Source organism: Streptomyces sp. NPDC001137 (assembly GCF_040298885.1).
Lineage (GTDB): Bacteria > Actinomycetota > Actinomycetes > Streptomycetales > Streptomycetaceae > Streptomyces.
This window is the reverse complement of record NZ_JBEPBA010000007.1, coordinates 348806-370028: the sequence shown is the minus strand read 5'-3', so window position 1 is coordinate 370028 and position 21223 is coordinate 348806. Positions and strand designations below refer to the sequence as shown.

Genomic DNA, 21223 nt, shown 5'->3' with positions numbered 1-21223 from the left:
ATGAGGTGTTTCGGGGGGTGCCCTTGGTCTTTGGCAGGACAGGGCTGAGGGCCCTGGTGCTGTAACACTGTGCGGCTTCCGTCGCGGGCCCGTCGGCGACTCTAACTCCCTGATCGATGATCGATCAAAGGGTTGCGGGCAAAACTTCTCGATTTCGAGAAAGTAGGCACGCGGTGCCTTTGGGGCGGGCACCCGGTGCCGTGTTTTTCGGGGGTTTCCGCAGGTGAGCGCAGTGATGCTCGGCTGTGTCAGGCCCGCGGCGCGCACCCCAGCACATGCGCCTTCACCAGTTCCGCGATCCTCGGGTCGCGCCTGCGGAACGCCTGGACGAGCTCCTCGTGCTCCTCCGCGTACGACTGCTGCACCGTCCCCAGCCAGCGGATCGACAGGGCCGTGAACACCTCGATGCCCAGGCCCTCCCAGGTGTGCAGCAGCACGGAGTTGCCCGCGGCGCGCACCAGTTCGCGGTGGAAGGCGACCGTGTGCCGCACCTGGCCCGTGCCGTCGGCGTTGCGGTCGGCGTCGTAGAGGGCGACGACGTGCGGTTCCAGGGCCGAGCAGTCCTCCGCCAGCTTCTCCGCGGCCAGTTCCGCCGCGATCGCCTCCAGACCGGCCCGGACGGGGTAGCTCTCCTCCAGGTCGGCCGCCGTCAGGTTGCGCACCCGCACGCCCTTGTTCGGCGCGGACTCGATCAGCCGCAGCGACTCCAGCTCGCGCAGTGCCTCGCGCACCGGTGTCTGGCTGACCTCCAGCTCGGTCGCGATGCGCCGCTCCACGATCCGCTCGCCCGGCTTCCAGCGCCCGCTGACGATCCCCTCCACGATGTGCTCGCGGATCTGTTCGCGCAGCGAGTGGACGACGGGCGCGGTCATGAGAGCTCCTTAAGGGCGTTTGACGCTTAGACAATAAGGCCGCGAGCGCTTTCGGGAGGGGCGCACGGGGGCGCTTTCATGCAGGTGAGACGAGACTTACACGCCCGGCAGACACGGCCCCCCTGTAAAGACCCGTACCGGATGCGGTCCGGAGCCGTCACCGCCGTGTCACCGACGGAACCTGGCCGCCCCGATCCGTGTGGCGTTCGGCAGGGGCGCACGCAAAGAGGCGCGCCTGGGAACGGCAGGGGGACGGCATGGACATCGGGGGACGACGAGGAGCGCTGCGCTGGACGGCCGCGGCGGCCGTGATCGGCGCGATCGTCGGCGTGACAGGCTGCCGGCAGATGCCCACACGGGCGACGGCCGAGCCGAAACCGAGCAGCACCGAAGCGATCACGAACATGGCGGGCGCGGCTCGCAGCGGCGCCGGACCCGGCGGGGCCTGCGTCTTCGTCAAGCCGGACGGCGCGCAGAAGTTCGGGCACGTCGGCTGGGGCTTCCGGATCACGGGCACGAACCAGTGGGTCTACGGCGCCGTCGAGAACCCGACGAACAAGCTGTACACCCCGCCCGGCGGCTACATCGGCGCCTGGCATGCGCAGGGGACGTACGCGCGGATGCTCAGTGACATGTCCCGGGACGCGCACTACCCCGGCAAGTCCACGCATCCGTACAGCCGTTACCGCTGCATCTCGTCCTCGACCAGCGACGTGAACAACGCCCGGTCGATGATCCGCACCGTCGAGGGCCGAGGCTTCCTCGTCGGCTTCGACCGGAACACCGGCGACCTCACCTCCCGGGACTGCCTCGACGCCACCTACGACGTGCTGCACGCCTACCGGACCCGGAACCTGACGTACGCGCCCCACCTGGATGTCCCCAACGTGTGGGTGGAGACGCTGTGGGACTGGAGCGACCACACGCTCACGCCCCGGTAGCGCACACGACGGTGCCCCCGTCCGGAAAGCTCCGGGCGGGGGCACCGACGTACGGCCGTTGAGGCTTACAGGCCGAGCTCGACCTCGAACTCGCCCGCCTCCAGGATCGCCTTGACCGCGGTCAGGTAACGGGCCGCGTCGGCGCCGTCCACCAGACGGTGGTCGTAGGAGAGGGTCAGGTACGTCATGTCGCGGACGCCGATGACCGTGCCCTCCTCGGTCTCGATGACCGCCGGGCGCTTGACCGTGGCACCGATGCCGAGGATCGCGACCTGGCCCGGCGGCACGATGATCGTGTCGAAGAGCGCGCCGCGCGAACCCGTGTTGGAGATGGTGAAGGTCGCACCGGACAGCTCGTCCGGGGTGATCTTGTTGGCGCGGACCTTGCCGGCCAGCTCCGCCGTGGCCTTCGCGATGCCGGCGATGTTCAGGTCGCCCGCGTGCTTGATGACCGGGGTCATCAGGCCCTTCTCGGAGTCCACCGCGATTCCGATGCTCTCGGAGTCGAAGTAGGTGATCGTGCCCTCGGCCTCGTTGATCTTGGCGTTGATGACCGGGTGGGCCTTCAGCGCCTGGGCCGCCGCCTTCACGAAGAACGGCATCGGGGAGAGCTTGACGCCTTCGCGGGCCGCGAAGGAGTCCTTCGCCTTGGCACGCAGCTTCATCAGACGCGTTACGTCGACCTCGACGACCGAGGACAGCTGCGCCTGCTCGTGCAGCGCCTTGACCATGTTGTCGCCGATGACCTTGCGGATGCGGGGCATCTTGACGGTCTGGCCACGGAGGGGGGAGGCCTCCAGGGTCGGCGCCTTCTTGGCCGGAGCGGCAGCGGCGGCGGGAGCCGGAGCAGCGGCGGCGGCCTTCGCGGCCTCGGCGGCGGCGATGACGTCCTGCTTGCGGATGCGGCCGCCGACGCCGGTGCCCTTGACGCCGGCCAGGTCCACGCCGTTCTCCGCGGCCAGCTTGCGCACCAGCGGGGTGACGTAGGCACCCTCGTCGGTGGCCTGCGCGGCGGGCGCGGGCGCGGCCGGGGTGACCGGAGCCGGAGCGGCCGGCGCGGGCGCCGGGGCGGCCGGAGCCGGAGCAGCGGCGACCGGGGCGGGCGCGGGAGCCGGAGCGGCAGGAGCCGGGGCCGGGGTCGGCGCGGGCGCCGGCGGAGCCACCGGGGCGGCCGGGGCCGGAGCCGGGGCAGCGGCGGCGGGCGCCGGAGCCGGAGCGGCGGGGGCCGGGGCGGCCGCCGGAGCGGCACCGGGAGCGCCGATGACGGCCAGCTTGGCGCCGACCTCGGCGGTCTCGTCCTCGCCGACCGTGATCTCGAGCAGCACACCGGAGGTGGGCGCCGGGATCTCGGTGTCGACCTTGTCCGTGGAGACCTCGAGCAGCGGCTCGTCGGCCTCGACGGAGTCGCCGACCGACTTCAGCCAGCGGGTGACGGTGCCCTCGGTGACGGACTCGCCGAGCGCGGGCAGGACCACGTCGGTGCCCTGGGCGCCGGACGCGCCGGCGGTGGCCTCGGGGCTGGGAGCCGGGGCGGGCGCGGCCTGCTCGGTGGAGGGCTGGGCGGCCGGCGCGGGGGCGGGGGCCTCGGCGGCCGGGGCCGGGGCCTCGGCGGCGGCGGGGGCCGGGGCGGCAGCGGGGGCACCCGTGCCGTCGTCGATGACGGCCAGCTCGGCGCCGACCTCAACGGTCTCGTCCTCGGCGACCTTGATGGACGCCAGGACACCGGCGGCGGGGGAGGGGATCTCGGTGTCGACCTTGTCGGTCGAGACCTCGAGCAGCGGCTCGTCGGCCTCGACACGCTCGCCCTCGGCCTTCAGCCAGCGAGTGACAGTGCCCTCGGTGACGCTCTCGCCGAGCGCCGGAAGGGTTACGGAAACCGCCATGGTTTCGGTTGCTCCTTACGGAAAGTGCGGAAGTCTGTGTCGTCGCTTCGTCGACCGAGGGATCAGTCGTGCGAGTGAAGGGGCTTGCCGGCCAGAGCCAGGTGGGCCTCGCCCATCGCCTCGTTCTGGGTCGGGTGGGCGTGGATGAGCTGGGCGACCTCGGCGGGCAGCGCTTCCCAGTTGTAGATCAGCTGGGCCTCGCCGACCTGCTCGCCCATGCGGTCGCCGACCATGTGGACGCCGACCACGGCACCGTCCTTGACCTGGACGAGCTTGATCTCGCCCGAGGTGTTCAGGATCTTGCTCTTGCCGTTGCCCGCGAGGTTGTACTTCAGAGCGACGACCTTGTCCGCACCGTAGATCTCCTTGGCCTTGGCCTCGGTGATGCCCACGGAGGCGACCTCGGGGTGGCAGTACGTCACCCGCGGCACACCGTCGTAGTCGATCGGAACGGTCTTGAGACCGGCCAGACGCTCCGCCACCAGGATGCCCTCGGCGAAGCCGACGTGCGCGAGCTGGAGCGTCGGGACCAGGTCACCGACGGCGGAGATGGTCGGGACGTTCGTCCGCATGTACTCGTCGACCAGGACGTAGCCGCGGTCCATCGCGACGCCCTGCTCCTCGTAACCGAGACCCTGCGAGACCGGGCCGCGGCCGACCGCGACCAGCAGGAGCTCGGCCTCGAACTCCTTGCCGTCGGCCAGGGTGACCTTGACGCCGTCGGCGGTGTACTCGGCCTTCGAGAAGAAGGTGCCCAGGTTGAACTTGATGCCGCGCTTGCGGAAAGCGCGCTCAAGAAGCTTGGAGGAGTTCTCGTCCTCGACCGGGACGAGGTGCTTGAGGCCCTCGATGACCGTGACGTCCGTACCGAAGGACTTCCAGGCGGAGGCGAACTCGACGCCGATGACGCCGCCGCCGAGGACGATCGCCGACTTCGGCACACGGTCGAGGACGAGGGCGTGGTCCGAGGAGATGATGCGGTTGCCGTCGATCTCCAGGCCCGGCAGCGACTTCGGCACGGAGCCGGTCGCGAGGAGCACGTGGCGGCCCTGGACGCGCTGTCCGTTCACGTCGACGGAGGTGGGGGAGGACAGCCGGCCCTCACCCTCGATGTACGTCACCTTGCGGGACGCGATGAGACCCTGCAGACCCTTGTACAGGCCGGAGATGACGCCGTCCTTGTACTTGTGGACGGCGGCCACGTCGATGCCCTCGAAGGTGGCCTTGACGCCGAACTGCTCGCTCTCGCGGGCCTGGTCGGCGATCTCGCCCGCGTGCAGCAGGGCCTTGGTGGGGATGCACCCCCGGTGCAGGCAGGTACCGCCGACCTTGTCCTTCTCGATCAGGGCGACGTCCAGGCCCAGCTGGGCCCCGCGCAGCGCCGCGGCGTAACCACCGCTACCACCGCCGAGGATCACTAGGTCGAAAACGGTGCTGGCGTCGTTCGCCACGTCACGTCCTCCATGCATGTGCGCCACGCCGGTCAGCGGTGACCGGTCGGCGGCTGGTGTCCGGCCGCTCTTTCTTCGGCCCTGTGGTGGGGGCCCTGTCCTGCCGTGCCCCATCTTCGCACTTGTCGAGGGCCAACGAGACGCCGGGCCGGTGTGTGAGACGTCCCACGTTCAGTTGAGCGGATGGGTGAGGCGCATGAACGAGGGGGCTCCGCCCTACCCGCGCGCGGAGCCCCCTCGTTCTCAGAGCAACCTCACCCCAGGTCGCCGGCCGCGGTGAGCTCGGCCAGCCGTACCAGCGTCCGTACCGCCGTACCCGTGCCGCCCTTCGGCGTGTAGCCGAACGGTCCGCCCTCGTTGAAGGCCGGGCCCGCGATGTCCAGGTGCGCCCAGGTGATGCCCTCGCCCACGAACTCGCGCAGGAAGAGACCGGCGACCAGGCCGCCGCCCATCCGCTCGCCCATGTTCGCGATGTCGGCGGTGGGGGAGTCCATGCCCTTGCGCAGGTGCTCCGGCAGCGGCATCGGCCAGGCCGGCTCGCCGACCTCCTCGGCCGCCTCGTGCACCGCGGAGCGGAACGCGTCGTCGTTCGCCATGATCCCGAAGGTCCGGCTGCCCAGCGCCAGCATCATCGCGCCGGTCAGCGTCGCGACGTCGACGATCGCGTCCGGCTTCTCCTCGGAGGCGGCCCACAGCGCGTCCGCGAGGACCAGCCGGCCCTCGGCGTCGGTGTTGAGGACCTCGACCGTCTTGCCGCTGTACATGCGCAGCACGTCACCGGGACGGGTCGCGGAACCCGAGGGCATGTTCTCCGCCAGCGCCAGCCAGCCGGTGACATTGACCTCGAGACCCAGGCGCGCGGCGGCGACCACGGCGGCGAAGACGGCCGCCGCACCGCTCATGTCGCACTTCATCGTCTCGTTGTGGCCGGCCGGCTTCAGCGAGATGCCGCCCGAGTCGTAGGTGATGCCCTTGCCGACGAACGCCAGGTGCTTCTTCGCCTTGGAGGAGGTGTACGACAGCTTCACCAGCCGCGGACCGGCCGCCGAGCCGGCGCCGACGCCGAGGATGCCGCCGTAGCCGCCCTTCTCCAGCGCCTTCACGTCGAGCACCTGCACCTTGATGCCGTGCTCCTTGGCCGCGGTCTGCGCGACGGCGGCGAAGGCCTCCGGGTCGAGGTCGTTCGGCGGGGTGTTGATCAGGTCGCGGGCGCGGTTGAGCTCCTCGGCGACGGTGGTGGCGCGCTCGACGGCCGCCTTGTGTTCCTTGTCACGGGGCCTGGCGCCCAGCAGGGAGGCCTCGGCGAGCGGCGCCTTGCCGTTCTTGTCCTTGGCGTCCTTGCCGCCCGCGTTGTTCTTGTAGACGTCGAAGGAGTACGCGCCGAGCAGCACGCCCTCGCTGATCGCGCCGACGTCGGAGGCGTCCTGGACGGGCAGGGCGAAGGCGGCCTTCTTGGCGCCGGTGAGGGTGCGGGCCGCGACTCCGGCGGCCTTGCGCAGCGCCTCGCCGTCATAGCCGGAGTCCTTCTCGGGCTCCGCGCCCAGGCCCACCGCCACCACGAGCGGGGCCTTGAAGCCGGCCGGCGCCGGCAGCTTCGTCACCTCGCCCTCGGCACCCGAGGCACCGAGGGTTTCCAGGACGCCGGCGAGCCTGCCGTCGTAGGCCTTGTCCACGGCCTCGGCGCCCGGTGCGACGACCGGGCCCTTCGCGCCCTTGGCCACACCGATCACGATCGCGTCGGCCCGAAGACCGGGCGCCGCGGCGGTGCTGAGAGTGAGAGCAGTCACGGTGGTGAATTCTCGCTTCCAATGTGAAGTTTCTGTGGTCGATCTGTGTGGGTCGACCGGGCCCGACAGCCGACCCTAGAACCGGCCTCAGGGTGCGGTCTCAGCGGGGCCTTCCCCGGTACGGCGAACACTCGGGATGAGCCTACGCGTGTGTGCGCCTTCACTCATTCCCGTGGGCGCGCGCGGTGCCCGGCATCGGAGATCATCCGTGGGGAACACTTCTACGCACCCTGGAGTCCGTTCGTTGAAACGTCCGATACGCCTGCTTGCCCTGCTCGCCCTGCTCGTGCTCACGGCAGGCTGCGGCAGCGCGCCCGACTCCGGGCCGTCCGGCGGTCGTTGGCAGCCGCGCCCCGGCGTGGCCTGGCAGTGGCAGCTCAGCGGCCGCGTCGACACCTCCGTCGACGTACCGGTCTACGACATCGACGGCTTCGACCAGCCGAAGGCCACCGTCACCACCCTGCACGACAAGGGCCGCAAGGTCATCTGCTACCTGTCGACCGGCGCCTGGGAGGACTGGCGCCCCGACGCGGAGAAGTTCCCGAAGTCGGTTCTCGGCAAGGGCAACGGCTGGAAGGGCGAGCGCTGGCTCGACATCCGGCGCACCGACGTACTGGAGCCGCTGATGGCGGCCCGCTTCGACATGTGCCGCGAGAAGGGCTTCGACGCGGTGGAGCCCGACAACATGGACGGCTACAAGAACACCACCGGCTTCCCCCTCAAGGCAGCCGACCAGCTCCGCTACAACCGCCTGATCGCGAAACTGGCCCACGACCGGGGCATGGCGGTCGGCCTGAAGAACGACCTCGATCAGATCCCGCGGCTGGTGGGGGACTTCGACTTCGCCGTCAACGAACAGTGCGCCCAGTACGGCGAGTGCGCCGCCGAGAAGTCCTTCATCAAGGCCGGCAAGGCCGTCTTCCACGTCGAGTACGAGCTGCCGACCAGCCGGTTCTGCGCCGAGTCCCGCCGTCTGAAGCTCAGTTCGATGCTCAAAAAGTACGAACTGGGGGTGTGGCGCCGGGCGTGCTGACCCCGAGCCCGGTGACCGCCGTGCCCGCCAGCCGGTCGGCGAGGGAGCGGCGGGTCGGGGAGAAGACCGGCAGCGCGTTGAGCAGGAAGACGACCACGGCCAGCGCCCACACCAGCACCGACAGCACGAACTGCCCCTCGACCAGCAGGATGCAGGCGACGGCGTAGACGGCGATGTCGGCGGCCGTGGTGACCGCGGCACGCACCGCGGCCCGGGTGGGGACGCTCGGGGCGACCCGCAGCCCGAGCAGCCCCTTGCCGAGGGTCCGTCCGGCGAGGGCGAGGCAGCCCCACTGGTAGAGGAACGTCGCCACGATCAGCATCCCGAAGGCCTCCTCCACGTCGAGCACGGCCCTGTGCCACAGCGACAGCCCGAGGGTCTCCGAGGCGCCGACGACGTCGCCCTGCGAGGTCAGCAGATCGAAGCCGCCGTGAGCGGCGAGCTCGGGCACGTCGGTGACCAGCGCGGATATCCGGTGGAAGGTGAGGACGCCGAGCAGATACGCCAGCGTGAGCACCAGTGCGAAGTCGATGAACCAGGCCACGGCACGGCGAAGCCTCGGCACGAACATCCCCCGATCACGATCACTTGTCCGTGTACGGCGGAAGAGACTACTGCCCCAGGGAAAGCACCAGGAGCGAAACCGTCGCAGCCGTCTCGGCAAGCCCCCCGAACACATCGCCGGTGACCCCGCCGAAGCGGCGCGTGCAGTGCCGGAGCAGGACTTCGGCGACGGCGAGGGCGGCGAGGACCGCGACCGCCGTACGGACCACGTCGTACGTCCCGACGAGCGCACCCCCGGCGGCCGCCGCACCGGTCACCACGGCCGCCGCGACCACCGCCGCCCGGACCGGCACCACGCCCGCGACCGCCGCCCCCAGCCCCTCGGGCCGGGCGGCCGGGACCCCGGTGCGCGCGGCCAGGGTGAGCGCCAGCCGGGCGGCCGTCGCCGAGACGACGGCGGCGAGCGCACCCCGGGCCCACGAGTCGCCGTACGCCTGAGCGAGCGCCGCCACCTGCGCCAGCAGCACGAGGACGAGCGTGATCACCCCGAACGGCCCGATGTCCGACTGCTTCATGATCCGCAGCGCGTCCTCGGCGGGCTTGCCGCTGCCGAGGCCGTCCGCGGTGTCCGCGAGGCCGTCGAGGTGCAGACCGCGGGTGAGGACGGCGGGCACGGCCGCGGAGGCGACGGCGGCGAGCGGCGCCCCCGCGCCCAGCGCCAGCAGCAGCACGCCGGCCAGCGCCGCGCACCCGCCGACGAGCAGCCCGGCGAGCGGCGCGCAGAGCATGCCGCCGCGCGCGGCGTCCCGGTCCCAGCGGGTCACCTTCACCGGGAGCACGGTGAGGGTGCCGAAGGCGAAACGGAGGCCGTCAGGCCAGGGGGTCTTGGAGGGTTCGGGCACCGGCGCAGGTTACTCGGCGGTCGGGAGGGCGGATACAGGGGCCGTCGCTAAAGTGCGCATATGGGACATTGGCTGCATCGCAACATCGTCGAGCCCGGCAAGCTGCCACTCCTGCTCGCCCTCGCCGCGTTCGTGCTGACGTTCCTGGTCACCCGGCTCGTCACCCGCCTCATCCGGGCCGGCAAGGGGCCCTTCGGGAACGTGAAGGCGGGCGGGCTGCACATCCATCACGTCGTGCCCGGCGTCGTCCTCACCGTCGTCGGCGGCTTCGGGGCGGTGGCCAGCGGCCGGCACGGCTTCACCGCGGCCCTCTGCGCCGTCCTGTTCGGCATCGGAGCGGGACTCGTCCTCGACGAGTTCGCGCTGATCCTGCACCTCGACGACGTCTACTGGACCGAGGAGGGCCGCAAGAGCGTCGAGGTCGTCGTCCTCACGGCGGCCCTGGTGGGGCTGGTGCTCTCGGGGTTCGCGCCGTTCGGCGTCAACGACATGAGCCGGCAGGAGCTGCACGACCGGGGCGACGTGATCTCGACCGTCGTGGTCAACTTCCTGTTCTCGCTGGCCGTCCTCAGCAAGGGCAAGGCGCGGATGGCGATCTTCAGCGTGATCATCCCGTTCATCGGTCTGATCGGCCTGGTCCGCCTGGCCCGCCCCGGCTCCCCCTGGGCCAGACGCTTCTACCGCCGCCGGCCGCGCGCCCGCGCCAAGGCCACACTGCGGGCGTATCGCCATGACCGGCGGTGGGCCGGTCCCCGGCGCAAACTCCAGGACCTCCTGGGCGGCAAGCCGGACCCGGTGCCGGATCGCTCCCTGGGGCGCTGAGGTGGCCGCGCCCCGCAGGGGCGTGACCAGCCACGACGGCGCAGCAGTCAATATCTCGCCGGCGGAAATCCCGACCCGGAACCGATCCGCACCGCGGGCCGGTGCCGATGCCGCACCGCCGAGATGAAGCACAGCACCCCCACCGCCGCGATCGCCGCCATGTGTTCCTTGCCGGCGAGATTCCCCTTCAGCAGGACCTCGACCGCCATCGCCGCCGTCACCGCACACGCCGTGACATACGCGCCGTAGCGCCAGCCGAGGAACACGGCGAGGCCCACCACCGCCGCCGACGGGCCGGTGTCCACGACCGAGGCGTCCGAGGAGGGCAGTCCGAAGGCGTTGTCGAAGCCCAGCCAGATGCCGAGGCGGGCGTAGAGCGTGCCGGCGAGTGTGGCGGCGTAGGCGATGACGAGGGTGCGCCAGCGGCCGAGGCAGATCTCCGCGACGCCGAACACGAAGAGGATCTGCGCGAGCGCACCCCACACGGGCAGGTCGAGAGCCGGGACGAACAACGACAGGGGGGTGCGCAGCAGCGACAGCCACAGCGGGTCCTCGGCGCGCACGCCCCCCGTGTTCTGCACGAGCTGAAAGCCCCACGGCTGGTTCTGCACGAGCTGTATGGCCGTCGTCAGCACCACCGCCCCGAGGGTCATCGGGATCGCCCGCCAGCGCCGCTTGACCAGCGGCTCACGCACCGTGACGTACAGGAATCCCCATTCGGCACGGGCCCAGCGGGCGAGCCTGTTCATCCGGCGATCCTCATCTGTGCGTCTCCAGGTGCTTGCGGTGCAGCCACTTCGGCAGTCCCGGCGCCTCCAGGAACCCCTCCGCGCGCGCCGAGGCGATGCCGATGCGCGGCAGGTCCGCGCTCTTCTCGAAGAGCAGGAACCGCGGCTCCCAGATGGGCCGGTACTTGGCGTTGGCGCGGTACAGCGACTCGATCTGCCACCAGCGCGAGAAGAAGCTGAGCAGCGAGCGCCACAGCCTCAGCACCGGCCCGGCACCGAGGCGTGCGCCACGTTCGAAGACCGAACGGAACATCGCGAAGTTCAGTGAGACCTGCGTGATCTCGATCTCGCCGGCGCGCCGCAGCAGCTCGAGGACCATGAACTCCATCAGGCCGTTGTCACAGGCGCGGTCCCGGCGCATCAGGTCGAGGGAGAGCCCGTGCGGCCCCCATGGCACGAAGGACAGCAGCGCCCTCAACTCGCCCTTGCCGTCGGTGCACTCGAGCATCACGCACTGCCCGTCCTCGGGGTCCCCGAGCCGCCCGAGCGCCATGCTGAACCCGCGCTCGGTGGCCCCGTCGCGCCAGTCGTCCGCCCGCTTGAGCAGATACGCCATTTCCGCTGCCGGAATGTCCTCGTGCCGCCGGATGCGCACCGTGTACCCGGCCCGCTTCACCCGGTTGTAGGCCTGCCGCACGGTGCGCATGGCCCGTCCGTCGAGGGTGAAGTCGGCGACCTCCACCAGGGCCTCGTCGCCGAGCTCCAGGGCGTCCAGGCCGTGCCGCGCGTACACGGTGCCGGCCTCCTCGCTCGCCCCCATCACGGCCGGGATCCACCCGTGTGCGCGGGCCTCGGCGAGCCACGGGTCGATGGCGCCGGGCCAGGCCTCCGGATCGCCGATCGGATCACCGGAGGCCAGCGAGACGCCCCCGACGACCCGGTACGCGACGGCCGCCTTGCCGGTCGGCGACCACACCACACTCTTCTCCCGGCGCAGCGCGAAGTACCCGAGCGAGTCCCGCTCGCCCTGCCGCTCCAGCAGCTCCCGCAGCCGCTTCTCGTCGTCCTCGGTGAGCGGGTCCACGGCCCGCCGGGAGCGGAAGGCGGCGTAGAGGACGGCGAGGACGAGGATCGTGCTGAGCACGTTGATGGCGACGTTGACCCAGTTCGGCACGTCGATCCCGGGGAAGCGGGACTCGTCGACGGCGACGGAGACCAGGCGCAGGGTGCCGTAGCGCCAGCGCTCGAGGAATGTCGAAACCGCCCTGTCCGGCGCCTCGTTGGTGACCGTCACCAGCAGCGCGGCGAACACCGAGGCGACCAGTGTGCCGCCCACCGCGACGGCGGAGGCCAGCTTCGGGTTCGAACGGTCGCCCTTGGCGTAGAACTCCCGCCGCCCGACCAGCAGGGCGAGGACGAAGAGGGCCGTGAGGCCCAGCGAGATCCAGTTCTGGGCGTACTGCCGGATCTCCGGATACGCCATCGCGAAAGCGAACAGCGCGAGGAACGAACCGGCCAGGGCGAGGTTGAGGATCCATGCGGCGCGCTTGCGGCGGCGCATGGTGATGGCGAGGAACGCCGTGAACACGCCGGAGGCGAAACCGGCGGTCAGCAGATACGGGGTGAAGAAGTTCTCCTGGTTGTGCCGCCGCACGTCCTGCCCCAGAGAGACCCAGACGGCACTGAGGAAATTGACGAACGCGACGGCCCGCAAATACCAGACGGCGAATGCGGCAGCGCGCCGCGAGGCAATTCGGGCATCTCCCATGAGTGAGGATCATATGGGCGATGCCCTGATGAACCCATCCATCTTTTGTCTGCGGCTCTGTCGACTTTCGTCCCTCCTGCGGCCTACTCGGTCTCCTCCTTGGTGTCGACGTCCTGCGCCCACTCGGCCTCGGGTTCATCCTTCTCAGGTACCCGCAAGGGCTGCGGCTTCTCCGGCAGCTCCGCGGACAGCGCGGCCGCGGCCTGCACCAGCGGCAGCGCCAGCAGCGCCCCCGCACCCTCGCCCACGGTCACCCCGTGCGAGAGCAGCGGCTCCAGCGCCATCCGGTCCAGTGCCTTCGCCTGCCCAGGCTCCCCGCTGTCGTGCGCGGCCAGCCACCAGTCCGGCGCCCGGAAGGCGATCCGCTGCGCCACCAGGGCGCAGGCCGCCGTCACGACTCCGTCCAGGATCACCGGCGTCTTGCGCACCGCGCTCTGCAGCAGGAACCCGGTGATCGCGGCGAGGTCGGCCCCGCCCACGGTGGCCAGCAGCTGCAGCTGGTCGCCCAGCACCGGCCGGGCCCGGCGCAGCGCGTCCCGGATCGCCGCGCACTTGCGCATCCAGACCAGGTCGTCGATGGCGAGCCCGCCCCGCCCGGTGACCACGGACGCGTCGGTTCCGCACAGCGCGGCGATCAGCACCCCGGCCGCGGTCGTCCCGCCCACGCTCACATCGCCGAGCACCACCAGATCCGTACCGGAGTCGGCCTCCTCGTCGGCCACCGCGACACCGGCGCGGAAGGCGGCCTCCGCCTCCTCGGCCGTCAGCGCGTCCTCGAGGTCGATGCGTCCGCTGCCGCGCCGCACCCGGTGCCGTACGACCTCCTCGGGCAGCGTCTCGGGGTCGCAGTCCAGCGCCATGTCGACGATCCGCACCGGCACGCCCAGCCGCCGGGCGAGCACCGACACCGGACGGCCACCCTCAAGGATCTCCCGCACCAACTCGTGGGCGCCGCCCGCCGGCCGGGCCGAGACACCCAGTTCGGCGACACCGTGGTCACCGGCGAAGAGAACGACCCGGGGCCGATCGATCGGCCGCACCGGTACGGCGGACTGGGCCGCCGAAAGCCACTCACCCAGGTCGTCGAGGCGGCCCAGCGACCCGGGCGGCACGATCTGACGCTCCCTGCGCGCCTCGGCGTCACGGCGCACCCCGCCGTCGGGACGCTCGATCAGATCGGTGAAGTCGTCGAGATTAAGCGAGCTCATTCGCCGAACAGTACCGGCACCGGCCGAACGGGACAGCGCCACATCGTCACCACGCGCGCGTGACGTGATTGCCCCCGGGATATGGATCCCATACGTTCCGTTTTGCAGCGGATTGTCCTACGCCTCCGGGAGCCGCCATGACATACCCGAGCACCCATGTCAGCGCCCGTGACCGACGCCGCCACCTCTCGGCGGCCCGCGCGGTCCTGCGGCTCCTGCCCGAACCGGAGAGCTGGCTGGACGTGGGCACCGGCGACGCCCACTTCCCCGGGACGGCACGCGAACTCTTCCCCTACACCTCCTTCGACGGCCTCGACCCCACCCCGCGTGTGTCGTACGCCTGCCATGCGGAGCGCGTCGAGGAGGCCTTCGTGGGGCATGTGACGGACCCTCACATCACCACGATCCTGCGCGGCCGCTACGACGTCGTCACGCTCCTCCAGCACCGCTCACCGGTCAAAGACCTCCGCGCCGAACTCCGCGCCGCCCTCACACTCGTCCGCCGCGGCGGCCTCCTCCTCGTGGAGACCCAGCCGGCGCAGGCACCCGCCCTGCGCACCCAACTCGACTTCCACGGCTGCACGATCCTCGCGAGGAGCCGGCACCTCCTCGGCCAGTTCCCGTACACGCACCGGATCATCGCGCGCCGCAGACCCTCAGCCCCGTAGCACCATCGCCTGCCCGGCCACCACCAGCACCACCTGCTCGCACTCCCCGGCGAACGCCGCGTTCAGCCGCCCGAGTTCATCGCGGTAGCGGCGCCCCGAAGCGGTGGCCGGCACGATCCCCGAGCCGACCTCGTTGGACACGGCGACCACGGTCCGCCGGCTCGCCCGCACCGCCTCCGTCAGCTCCCGCACCCGCTCCCGCAGGGCCCGCTCCCCGCCGTCGGCCCACTGAGCGTCGTCCCACGCCCCTACGGAGTCCATCGCGTCCGTCAGCCACAGCGACAGACAGTCGATGAGCAGCGGCGGGCCGTCGGCCGCCAGCAGCGGCACCAGATCGCAGGTCTCGGCCGTCCGCCAGGACCCCGGCCGGCGCTCCCGGTGCACGGCGACCCGGGACGCCCATTCCGTGTCCCCGTTCCGCGAGCCGCCCGTCGCCACGTACAGCACGTCCGGAAAGGCCTCGAGGCGCCGTTCGGCCTCCACCGACTTCCCGGACCGCGCCCCGCCCAGCACCAGCGTCCGCCGCGGCACATCGGGCACGTCCTCGTACACCCCCACCGTCAGCGTCGCCCCGTCCGGCACGGCCCGCGCCCCCGCGGCGGCGAGCCGCCGCCTCAACTCGGGCCCCGGCGGCACGTCGTGGTCGAGATGTACGGCGACGACATCCGTGGTCGGGCCGACGGCACCGACCGCCCGCAGCTTGGCCAGCGCGTCCGGCCGCCCCACCACATCGGTCAGCACCATGTCGTACGCCACGGTCCCGTTGTGCTCAAGACCGGCCGGCGCACCCCCCGGCGGCAGATACAGCAGCCGCTGCCCGTTCGGCCCGGTCACCGCATAGCCCGTGCCCGGACCGTCCATCGCCACCGCCCGCACCCGATGCCCCGTCAGCAGCGCCAACTCCCGCCCGTCCGGCACCCGCCCGGGCTGCGGCAGTCCCGCCGGCACCTCGACCACGGGCCCGCGGTGCGGATGCGACAACAGCACCTGCCGTACGCCGGCGAGCGAATGCCCGGCCCGCGCCGCCGCGAACGCCGCGCCCGGCGTCAGATCCAGCAGCAGGGTCCCGTCCACGAGCACCGCGGTCGCCGCCCGGGCATCCGCGCCGAGCGCGGTCGCACAGGCGGCACAGGGACAGTCGGGGCGGGGCAGTCCCGCGGGGGCACCGGTGCCGAGCAGAGTCACTTCCACGGAAGTGATTTTCGCGTGTCTGCGCAGGTGCTGCCCATCCGACTAGGCTTCTGGCAGGAGGCGGACCAAGATCCGCCTTCTGCTCTGCAGGTGCTCAGACACGGGAGGCGTACATGGCGTCATGGACGTGGCGGTTCGAGAAGGCCGACGGGGCGGAGGTCCAGCCCGCGGTCCAGCCCGAGGAGTTCACCACGCAGGGGGACGCCGAGTCCTGGATCGGGGAGCACTGGAAGGCCCTGCAGGAAGGCGGCGCCGACCAGGTGCGGCTGTTCGAGGACTCCGCGGAGATCTACGGGCCGATGAGCCTGCGCGCCGAAGAGGCGTAGCCGGTACGGAGGGCGAGGGGACGGCCGCAATCCGGCCGCTCCCTCCCCCTTCTCGTCTCACTGCTCGCCCGATATGCGGCCCCGCCGCGGGGCGCGACCAGCCACGACGGCGCCGCAGACAACCGGCAACCCGTCCCGCCCACCAGGGGAGCTACCCGCGCACCCCGCACAGGTGCAGCAACGCCGCCACCCCTCGGTAAGGATCCGTCCGCCCGGCCCGCTCCTCGACCGCGAGCAGGGTCTCCATGTCGGCCGGGATCTCCGCCCCGTCCTCCGCGGTGTCGGTGAACACCCGCACCCCGTACCAGGCGTGCAGCGGCGCGGCGATCCCGGCGAGGGTCGCGGTCAGCGCCTCCAGGCGGTCGGCCCGCACGTCGAGCCCCAGCCGGTTGGTGTACGACACGGTGTCGAAGGAGGCCAGCGCCCCGGCCCAGTCCCCGGACAGTCCCGGCCGCATCGCCAGCGCGTCGCCGTTGCGCACGAGCAGCGACAGCAGCCCGCCGTGGGCGAGCATCCGGGCCAGCCCGGCCAGCAGCGGATCCGGCTCCTCGACGTACATCAGCACCCCGTGGCACAGCACCACGTCGAAGCTGCCCGGCAGGAAGTGCACGCCGGTGTCCCGGCCGTCGCCCTCGATGATCCGCACCCGCTCCCGGATGCCCTCGGGCTCACCGGAAAGGGCCTCGCGCGCGACCGCGACCATCGTCGGGTCCTGCTCAAGGCCGGTCACCTGATGCCCGGCCCGCGCCAGCCGCAGCGCCTGCGTGCCCTGGCCCATGCCCACATCGAGCACCCGCAGCCGCTGCCCGACCGGGAACCGCCCCGCTATCTGCTCGTCGAGCTGCCGGGCCACCAGCTCCTGCCGTACGGCATTGCGCAGACCACCCAGTTTGCCCAGCCAGGCATCCGCCGCGCCCCCGGAGAACGACGTAGTGCTCAGGGCCGCTCTCCGCGCTTGACCTGCGGCTTCGGCAGCCGAAGCCGACGCATCTGGAGGGAGCGCATCAGGGCGTACCGGGTGGCGCCCTTCGTGTTCTGGTCGGGGAAGCGCTCGGCGAGCTGCTTCTTCAGCCGGAAGGCGCTGACGATCGCGTCCAGCACGATCAGCACGATCACGACGAGCCACAGCAGCAGCGCGATGCTCTGCAGCGCGCCCACCCGCACCATGCTCAGCACCAGGATGACCACGGCCATGGGCAGGAAGAACTCCGCCACGTTGAACCGCGAGTCGATCCAGTCGCGGGCGAACTTCCGCACCGGACCCTTGTCACGGGCGGGCAGATACCGCTCGTCACCGCCGGCGAGCGCCTGGCGCTGCCGCTCCAGCGCGGCACGGCGCTCCTCGCGCTGGCGCTTGGAGGCGTCCTTGCGCGTCATCGAGGTGTTGGCGACGCTGCGGCGCTGGGACTGGGCCTCACTGCGCTTGGGCGTGGGCCGACCCTTCTTCGCCTGCGGGTCACGGGGCTGCTTGGAGTCGGTCAGCGACGCCTTGTCGACGACGGCTGCCTTCTCTTCCTTGGCACGGCTACGGAACACAAAACCCAAGGGTACGGGGTGGCCGGGGTTGGACCCCAGCCCCGCGGGGAACGATCCGGCAACACCAGTCGTCATGTAAGGGACAGAGGGGACGTTGCACGTGCTTCCGGCCCCGGAGTCCGCGGTGGTCTCCTTGGGGGAACACCTACTCCCTACGCCGGAGCGGGAGCGGTTGCAGTCGTCCTTGGGGATGAGCGCATCCGTCCCCGAACAGTGCGTCAATGGATGCAGGGCCCGTACTGTGGGTTCTGTCGCAGAGCTGGAGCTGGAAGTCCGTCAGAAGGGGGCGCGCGAAGCCCATGAGCGGTGTCATGAAGCGTATGGGGATGATCTTCCGCGCGAAGGCGAACAAGGCCCTTGACCGGGCCGAGGACCCGCGCGAAACCCTCGATTACTCGTATCAGAAGCAGCTGGAGCTGCTCCAGAAGGTGCGCCGGGGTGTCGCCGACGTGGCGACCTCCCGCAAGCGCCTGGAGCTCCAGCTGAACCAGCTGCAGTCGCAGTCCACCAAGCTGGAGGACCAGGGCCGCAAGGCGCTGGCGCTGGGCCGTGAGGACCTGGCCCGCGAGGCGCTGTCCCGCCGTGCCGCGCTCCAGCAGCAGGTCACCGACCTCGAGACGCAGCACGCGACGCTCCAGGGCGAGGAGGAGAAGCTCACCCTGGCGGCCCAGCGGCTCCAGGCCAAGGTCGACGCCTTCCGTACGAAGAAGGAGACGATCAAGGCGACGTACACGGCCGCCCAGGCCCAGACCCGCATCGCCGAGTCCTTCTCCGGCATCTCGGAGGAAATGGGCGACGTGGGCCTTGCGATCCAGCGCGCCGAGGACAAGACCGCCCAGCTCCAGGCCCGGGCCGGCGCGATCGACGAGCTGCTCGCCTCGGGTGCCCTGGACGACCAGTCCGGTATGCACAAGGACGAGATCCAGGCCGAGCTGGACCGGATCTCCGGTGGCTCGGATGTCGAGCTGGAACTGCAGCGGATGAAGGCGGAGCTGGCCGGAGGCTCGTCCCAGCAGGCGATCGAGGGCGGCACGGGGCAGTCTCAGTCCCAGCAGCAGCCGCAGGACACCCCGCGCTTCGACAAGCAGTAGGGCCCACGCCTAGGAGGCCGACATGGGCGACATGATCGTCAGGATCATGGGGGAGGGGCAGGTGAGGCTGGCCGACAGCCACCTCACCGAACTCAACAAGCTGGACGACGTACTCCTCCAGGAGATGGAGAACGGCGACGGCCCCGGCTTCCGCCGCACCCTGGAGGCCCTCCTCGCCAAGGTCCGCGAACTGGGCGAGCCCCTGCCCGACGACTCCCTGGAACCGTCGGAACTGATCCTGCCGTCGGCGGACGCGACCTTGGAGGAGGTCCGGGAGCTGCTGAGGAACGACGGCTTGATCCCGGGCTGACGGCTTTCTCCGGCAGCCGGCCGGTTTCCTTCGGCCGGGCTCCTTTGTGGCGCCGGTCCGCACAATTCAGCCCGTCCGGCGTTTGAGGACGAGGCCCTTTCGGGGCCGAAGCGGGGGTCTGGGGGCTGCAAGCCCCCAGGGGCGGCCACCACCGGTTCCGGCCCGGACCACTGCCCCGTACTGTTCAAGCGTGGGCACACTAGAACGCACCCGGTGTCAGCTGAAAGCGCACCCCCTCGCGCTGGACGCGACCCTGGCGGCCGGTGTACTCGCCTGCATGGTGGCCGGCTCCTTCGTCGACCCGCACGGCAAGAACGGCGTCACCTGGGGCGTCCGCACCCCCGACGCCCTCGCCCTCGTCCTCATGGTCCTCGGCGCCCTCGCCCTGGTCTTCCGCCGCCGTGCCCCGAGGACGGTCCTCGCCCTCACCGGCACCGTCTCCCTCGTCGAGTGCGTCGTCGGCGACCCGCGCGCCCCCGTCGCCATGTCCGCGGTGATCGCCCTCTACACCGTCGCCGCCAGCACCGACCGCCCCACCACCTGGCGCCTCGGCCTGCTCACGATGACGGTCCTCACCGGTGCCTCCATGCTCTTCGGGGCCCTCCCGTGGTACGCCCAGGAAAACCTCGCCATCTTCGCCTGGACCGGCATCGGCGCCACCGCGGGGGATGCGGTACGAAGCCGTAGAGCCGTCGTCCAGGCCATCCGCGAACGCGCCGAGCGAGCCGAACGCACCCGCGAGGAGGAGGCCCGCCGCCGGGTCGCCGAGGAACGCCTGCGGATCGCCCGCGATCTGCACGACGTCGTCGCCCACCACATCGCCCTGGTCAACGTCCAGGCGGGCGTCGCCGCGCACGTCATGGACAAACGCCCCGACCAGGCCAAGGAGGCCCTCGCCCACGTACGCGAGGCCAGCCGCTCCGCACTGAACGAACTCCGTGCCACGGTCGGCCTGTTGCGCCAGTCCGGCGACCCCGAGGCCCCCACCGAACCCGCCCCCGGCCTGGACCGCCTCGACGAACTCGTCGGCACCTTCCGCAGCGCCGGCCTGCATGTCGAGGTCGCCCGCGCCGACAACGGCACCACCCTGCCCGCCGCCGTCGACCTGGCCGCGTACCGCGTCATCCAGGAAGCCCTCACCAACGTCCAGAAACACGCAGGTACGGAGGCGAAGGCCGAGGTCAGCGTGGTACGCGTGGGCCCGAACGTGGAGATCACCGTCCTGGACAACGGCTCCGGCGAGGACGACACCCCCGACAGCGGCGGCGGCCACGGTCTGCTCGGCATGCGCGAGCGCGTCACCGCCCTGCGCGGCACGCTCACCACCGGCCCCCGCTACGGCGGTGGTTTCCGCGTCCATGCGATCCTGCCCGTCAAGACCCGTACGGCCACCCCCGGGGGAACCGCATGACCATCCGTGTCCTGCTCGCCGACGACCAGGCTCTGCTGCGCAGCGCCTTCCGCGTACTCGTCGACTCCGAGCCCGACATGGAGGTCGTCGGCGAGGCCTCCGACGGCGCGCAGGCGGTACGGCTGGCCAAGGAGGAGCGGGCCGACGTCGTGCTGATGGACATCCGGATGCCCGGCACCGACGGCCTCGCCGCCACCCGCATGATCAGCACCGATCCCACCCTCGCCCACGTCCGCATCGTCATCCTCACCACCTTCGAGGTCGACGACTACGTCGTGCAGTCCCTGCGGGCCGGCGCCTCCGGCTTCCTCGGCAAGGGCAGCGAGCCGGAGGAGCTGCTGAACGCGATCCGGATCGCGGCCGGTGGCGAGGCGCTGCTCTCCCCGGCCGCCACCAAGGGCCTGATCGCCCGCTTCCTCGCCCAGGGCGACGGGGACGACGGCCGCGACCCCGCCCGCACCGAACGCCTGGAGGCGCTCACCGTCCGCGAGCGCGAGGTCCTGGTCCAGGTCGCCGGCGGCCACTCCAACGACGAGATAGCCGAACGCCTCGAGGTCAGCCCGCTCACGGTGAAAACCCACGTCAACCGCGCCATGGCCAAGCTGGGCGCCCGCGACCGGGCCCAGCTGGTCGTGATCGCGTACGAGTCCGGGCTGGTACGCCCGAGGGTGGAGTGAGCTCAACCCGGCCGTACTGCGGCCGGAGTATGCGCCGGATAAGGAAATGGACCTGGGGCCTACGGATCACCGCGCGCCGATGGCACAGGGTGTAGGGGCGGGCGCTCAGATGTG

Annotated in this window: 21 protein-coding genes; 9 read left to right on the top strand and 12 right to left on the bottom strand. The window is 71.3% G+C overall.

What is annotated here, in order from left to right:
• Nucleotides 1-248: 248 nt before the first annotated feature.
• Nucleotides 249-872: a GntR family transcriptional regulator gene (locus ABT254_RS17190; protein WP_266954484.1), complete on the bottom strand. Its 624-nt coding sequence runs from the start codon at nt 870-872 to the stop codon at nt 249-251.
• 257 nt (nt 873-1129) lie between these two features.
• Here ABT254_RS17190 and ABT254_RS17185 point away from each other — a divergent pair, with 257 nt between their 5' ends.
• The gene (locus ABT254_RS17185) at nt 1130-1813 is read left to right on the top strand and encodes a hypothetical protein (RefSeq protein ID WP_351470066.1); all 684 of its coding nucleotides are present in this window, start codon (nt 1130-1132) and stop codon (nt 1811-1813) included.
• A 65-nt stretch (nt 1814-1878) separates the two neighbouring features.
• Here the strand turns inward: ABT254_RS17185 and sucB are convergent, their stop codons facing one another.
• The 3 genes from sucB to ABT254_RS17170 form a co-directional block, all read right to left on the bottom strand.
• Nucleotides 1879-3696 (bottom strand): 2-oxoglutarate dehydrogenase, E2 component, dihydrolipoamide succinyltransferase, encoded by a 1818-nt coding sequence (gene sucB, locus ABT254_RS17180; protein ID WP_351470063.1) that lies wholly within the window; start codon nt 3694-3696, stop codon nt 1879-1881.
• 62 nt (nt 3697-3758) lie between these two features.
• Nucleotides 3759-5147, bottom strand: a complete 1389-nt coding sequence (gene lpdA / locus ABT254_RS17175; protein WP_351470061.1) for a dihydrolipoyl dehydrogenase — start codon at nt 5145-5147, stop codon at nt 3759-3761.
• 254 nt (nt 5148-5401) lie between these two features.
• Nucleotides 5402-6934: a leucyl aminopeptidase gene (locus tag ABT254_RS17170; RefSeq protein WP_351470058.1), complete on the bottom strand. Its 1533-nt coding sequence runs from the start codon at nt 6932-6934 to the stop codon at nt 5402-5404.
• Between the two features lie 244 nt (nt 6935-7178).
• Between ABT254_RS17170 and ABT254_RS17165 the strand changes: the two genes are divergently transcribed.
• Complete coding sequence (locus ABT254_RS17165) at nt 7179-7967, top strand: endo alpha-1,4 polygalactosaminidase (RefSeq protein WP_351470055.1); 789 nt, start codon at nt 7179-7181, stop codon at nt 7965-7967.
• On the opposite strand, the gene ABT254_RS17160 is transcribed toward ABT254_RS17165, so the two are convergent.
• Together ABT254_RS17160 and ABT254_RS17155 are read right to left on the bottom strand one after the other, a co-directional pair.
• Entirely contained in the window at nt 7927-8532 is a 606-nt protein-coding gene (locus tag ABT254_RS17160; RefSeq protein ID WP_351470052.1) for an RDD family protein, read from the bottom strand. The two genes, ABT254_RS17165 and ABT254_RS17160, sit on opposite strands and share 41 nt — an antisense overlap.
• Before the next feature lie 46 nt (nt 8533-8578).
• Nucleotides 8579-9373, bottom strand: coding sequence for an adenosylcobinamide-GDP ribazoletransferase (locus ABT254_RS17155; RefSeq protein ID WP_351470049.1), 795 nt, complete (start codon nt 9371-9373; stop codon nt 8579-8581).
• A 60-nt stretch (nt 9374-9433) separates the two neighbouring features.
• On the opposite strand from ABT254_RS17155, the gene ABT254_RS17150 reads away from it, so the two are divergent.
• A complete protein-coding gene (locus ABT254_RS17150; RefSeq protein WP_351470046.1) occupies nt 9434-10195 on the top strand; it encodes a hypothetical protein in 762 nt (253 codons plus the stop codon).
• Between the two features lie 47 nt (nt 10196-10242).
• Here the strand turns inward: ABT254_RS17150 and ABT254_RS17145 are convergent, their stop codons facing one another.
• The 3 genes from ABT254_RS17145 to cobT all read right to left on the bottom strand — a co-directional run bounded on the left by ABT254_RS17145 (nt 10243) and on the right by cobT (nt 13899).
• Nucleotides 10243-10944 carry a hypothetical protein gene (locus ABT254_RS17145; protein ID WP_351470043.1) on the bottom strand — a complete coding sequence of 234 codons (702 nt, stop codon included), beginning with the start codon at nt 10942-10944 and terminating at the stop codon, nt 10243-10245.
• A 10-nt stretch (nt 10945-10954) separates the two neighbouring features.
• The gene (locus tag ABT254_RS17140) at nt 10955-12691 is read right to left on the bottom strand and encodes a phosphatidylglycerol lysyltransferase domain-containing protein (protein ID WP_351470040.1); all 1737 of its coding nucleotides are present in this window, start codon (nt 12689-12691) and stop codon (nt 10955-10957) included.
• Between the two features lie 83 nt (nt 12692-12774).
• On the bottom strand, nt 12775-13899 hold the full coding sequence (cobT, locus tag ABT254_RS17135; RefSeq protein WP_351470037.1) for a nicotinate-nucleotide--dimethylbenzimidazole phosphoribosyltransferase: 1125 nt from the start codon (nt 13897-13899) through the stop codon (nt 12775-12777).
• A 137-nt stretch (nt 13900-14036) separates the two neighbouring features.
• Between cobT and ABT254_RS17130 the strand changes: the two genes are divergently transcribed.
• On the top strand, nt 14037-14567 hold the full coding sequence (locus ABT254_RS17130) for a methyltransferase domain-containing protein (protein WP_351470034.1): 531 nt from the start codon (nt 14037-14039) through the stop codon (nt 14565-14567).
• On the opposite strand, the gene ABT254_RS17125 is transcribed toward ABT254_RS17130, so the two are convergent.
• Nucleotides 14556-15758 carry a bifunctional adenosylcobinamide kinase/adenosylcobinamide-phosphate guanylyltransferase gene (locus ABT254_RS17125; RefSeq protein WP_351470031.1) on the bottom strand — a complete coding sequence of 401 codons (1203 nt, stop codon included), beginning with the start codon at nt 15756-15758 and terminating at the stop codon, nt 14556-14558. The genes ABT254_RS17130 and ABT254_RS17125 overlap by 12 nt on opposite strands.
• A gap of 113 nt (nt 15759-15871) precedes the next feature.
• Here ABT254_RS17125 and ABT254_RS17120 point away from each other — a divergent pair, with 113 nt between their 5' ends.
• A complete protein-coding gene (locus ABT254_RS17120) occupies nt 15872-16084 on the top strand; it encodes a hypothetical protein (protein ID WP_351470028.1) in 213 nt (70 codons plus the stop codon).
• A gap of 151 nt (nt 16085-16235) precedes the next feature.
• Here the strand turns inward: ABT254_RS17120 and ABT254_RS17115 are convergent, their stop codons facing one another.
• The gene (locus ABT254_RS17115; protein WP_351470025.1) at nt 16236-16937 is read right to left on the bottom strand and encodes a class I SAM-dependent methyltransferase; all 702 of its coding nucleotides are present in this window, start codon (nt 16935-16937) and stop codon (nt 16236-16238) included.
• 83 nt (nt 16938-17020) lie between these two features.
• Entirely contained in the window at nt 17021-17695 is a 675-nt protein-coding gene (locus tag ABT254_RS17110) for a DUF3043 domain-containing protein (protein ID WP_351470022.1), read from the bottom strand.
• Between the two features lie 251 nt (nt 17696-17946).
• On the opposite strand from ABT254_RS17110, the gene ABT254_RS17105 reads away from it, so the two are divergent.
• From ABT254_RS17105 to ABT254_RS17090, 4 genes are all read left to right on the top strand, one after another.
• Nucleotides 17947-18711, top strand: a complete 765-nt coding sequence (locus tag ABT254_RS17105) for a PspA/IM30 family protein (protein WP_389071542.1) — start codon at nt 17947-17949, stop codon at nt 18709-18711.
• Between the two features lie 31 nt (nt 18712-18742).
• A complete protein-coding gene (gene pspAA / locus ABT254_RS17100) occupies nt 18743-19021 on the top strand; it encodes a PspA-associated protein PspAA (protein ID WP_351470179.1) in 279 nt (92 codons plus the stop codon).
• A gap of 190 nt (nt 19022-19211) precedes the next feature.
• Nucleotides 19212-20432: a sensor histidine kinase gene (locus ABT254_RS17095; protein ID WP_351470016.1), complete on the top strand. Its 1221-nt coding sequence runs from the start codon at nt 19212-19214 to the stop codon at nt 20430-20432.
• Nucleotides 20429-21109, top strand: coding sequence for a response regulator (locus ABT254_RS17090; protein WP_351470013.1), 681 nt, complete (start codon nt 20429-20431; stop codon nt 21107-21109). The genes ABT254_RS17095 and ABT254_RS17090 overlap by 4 nt, the downstream gene beginning before the upstream one ends.
• Nucleotides 21110-21223 lie beyond the last annotated feature (114 nt).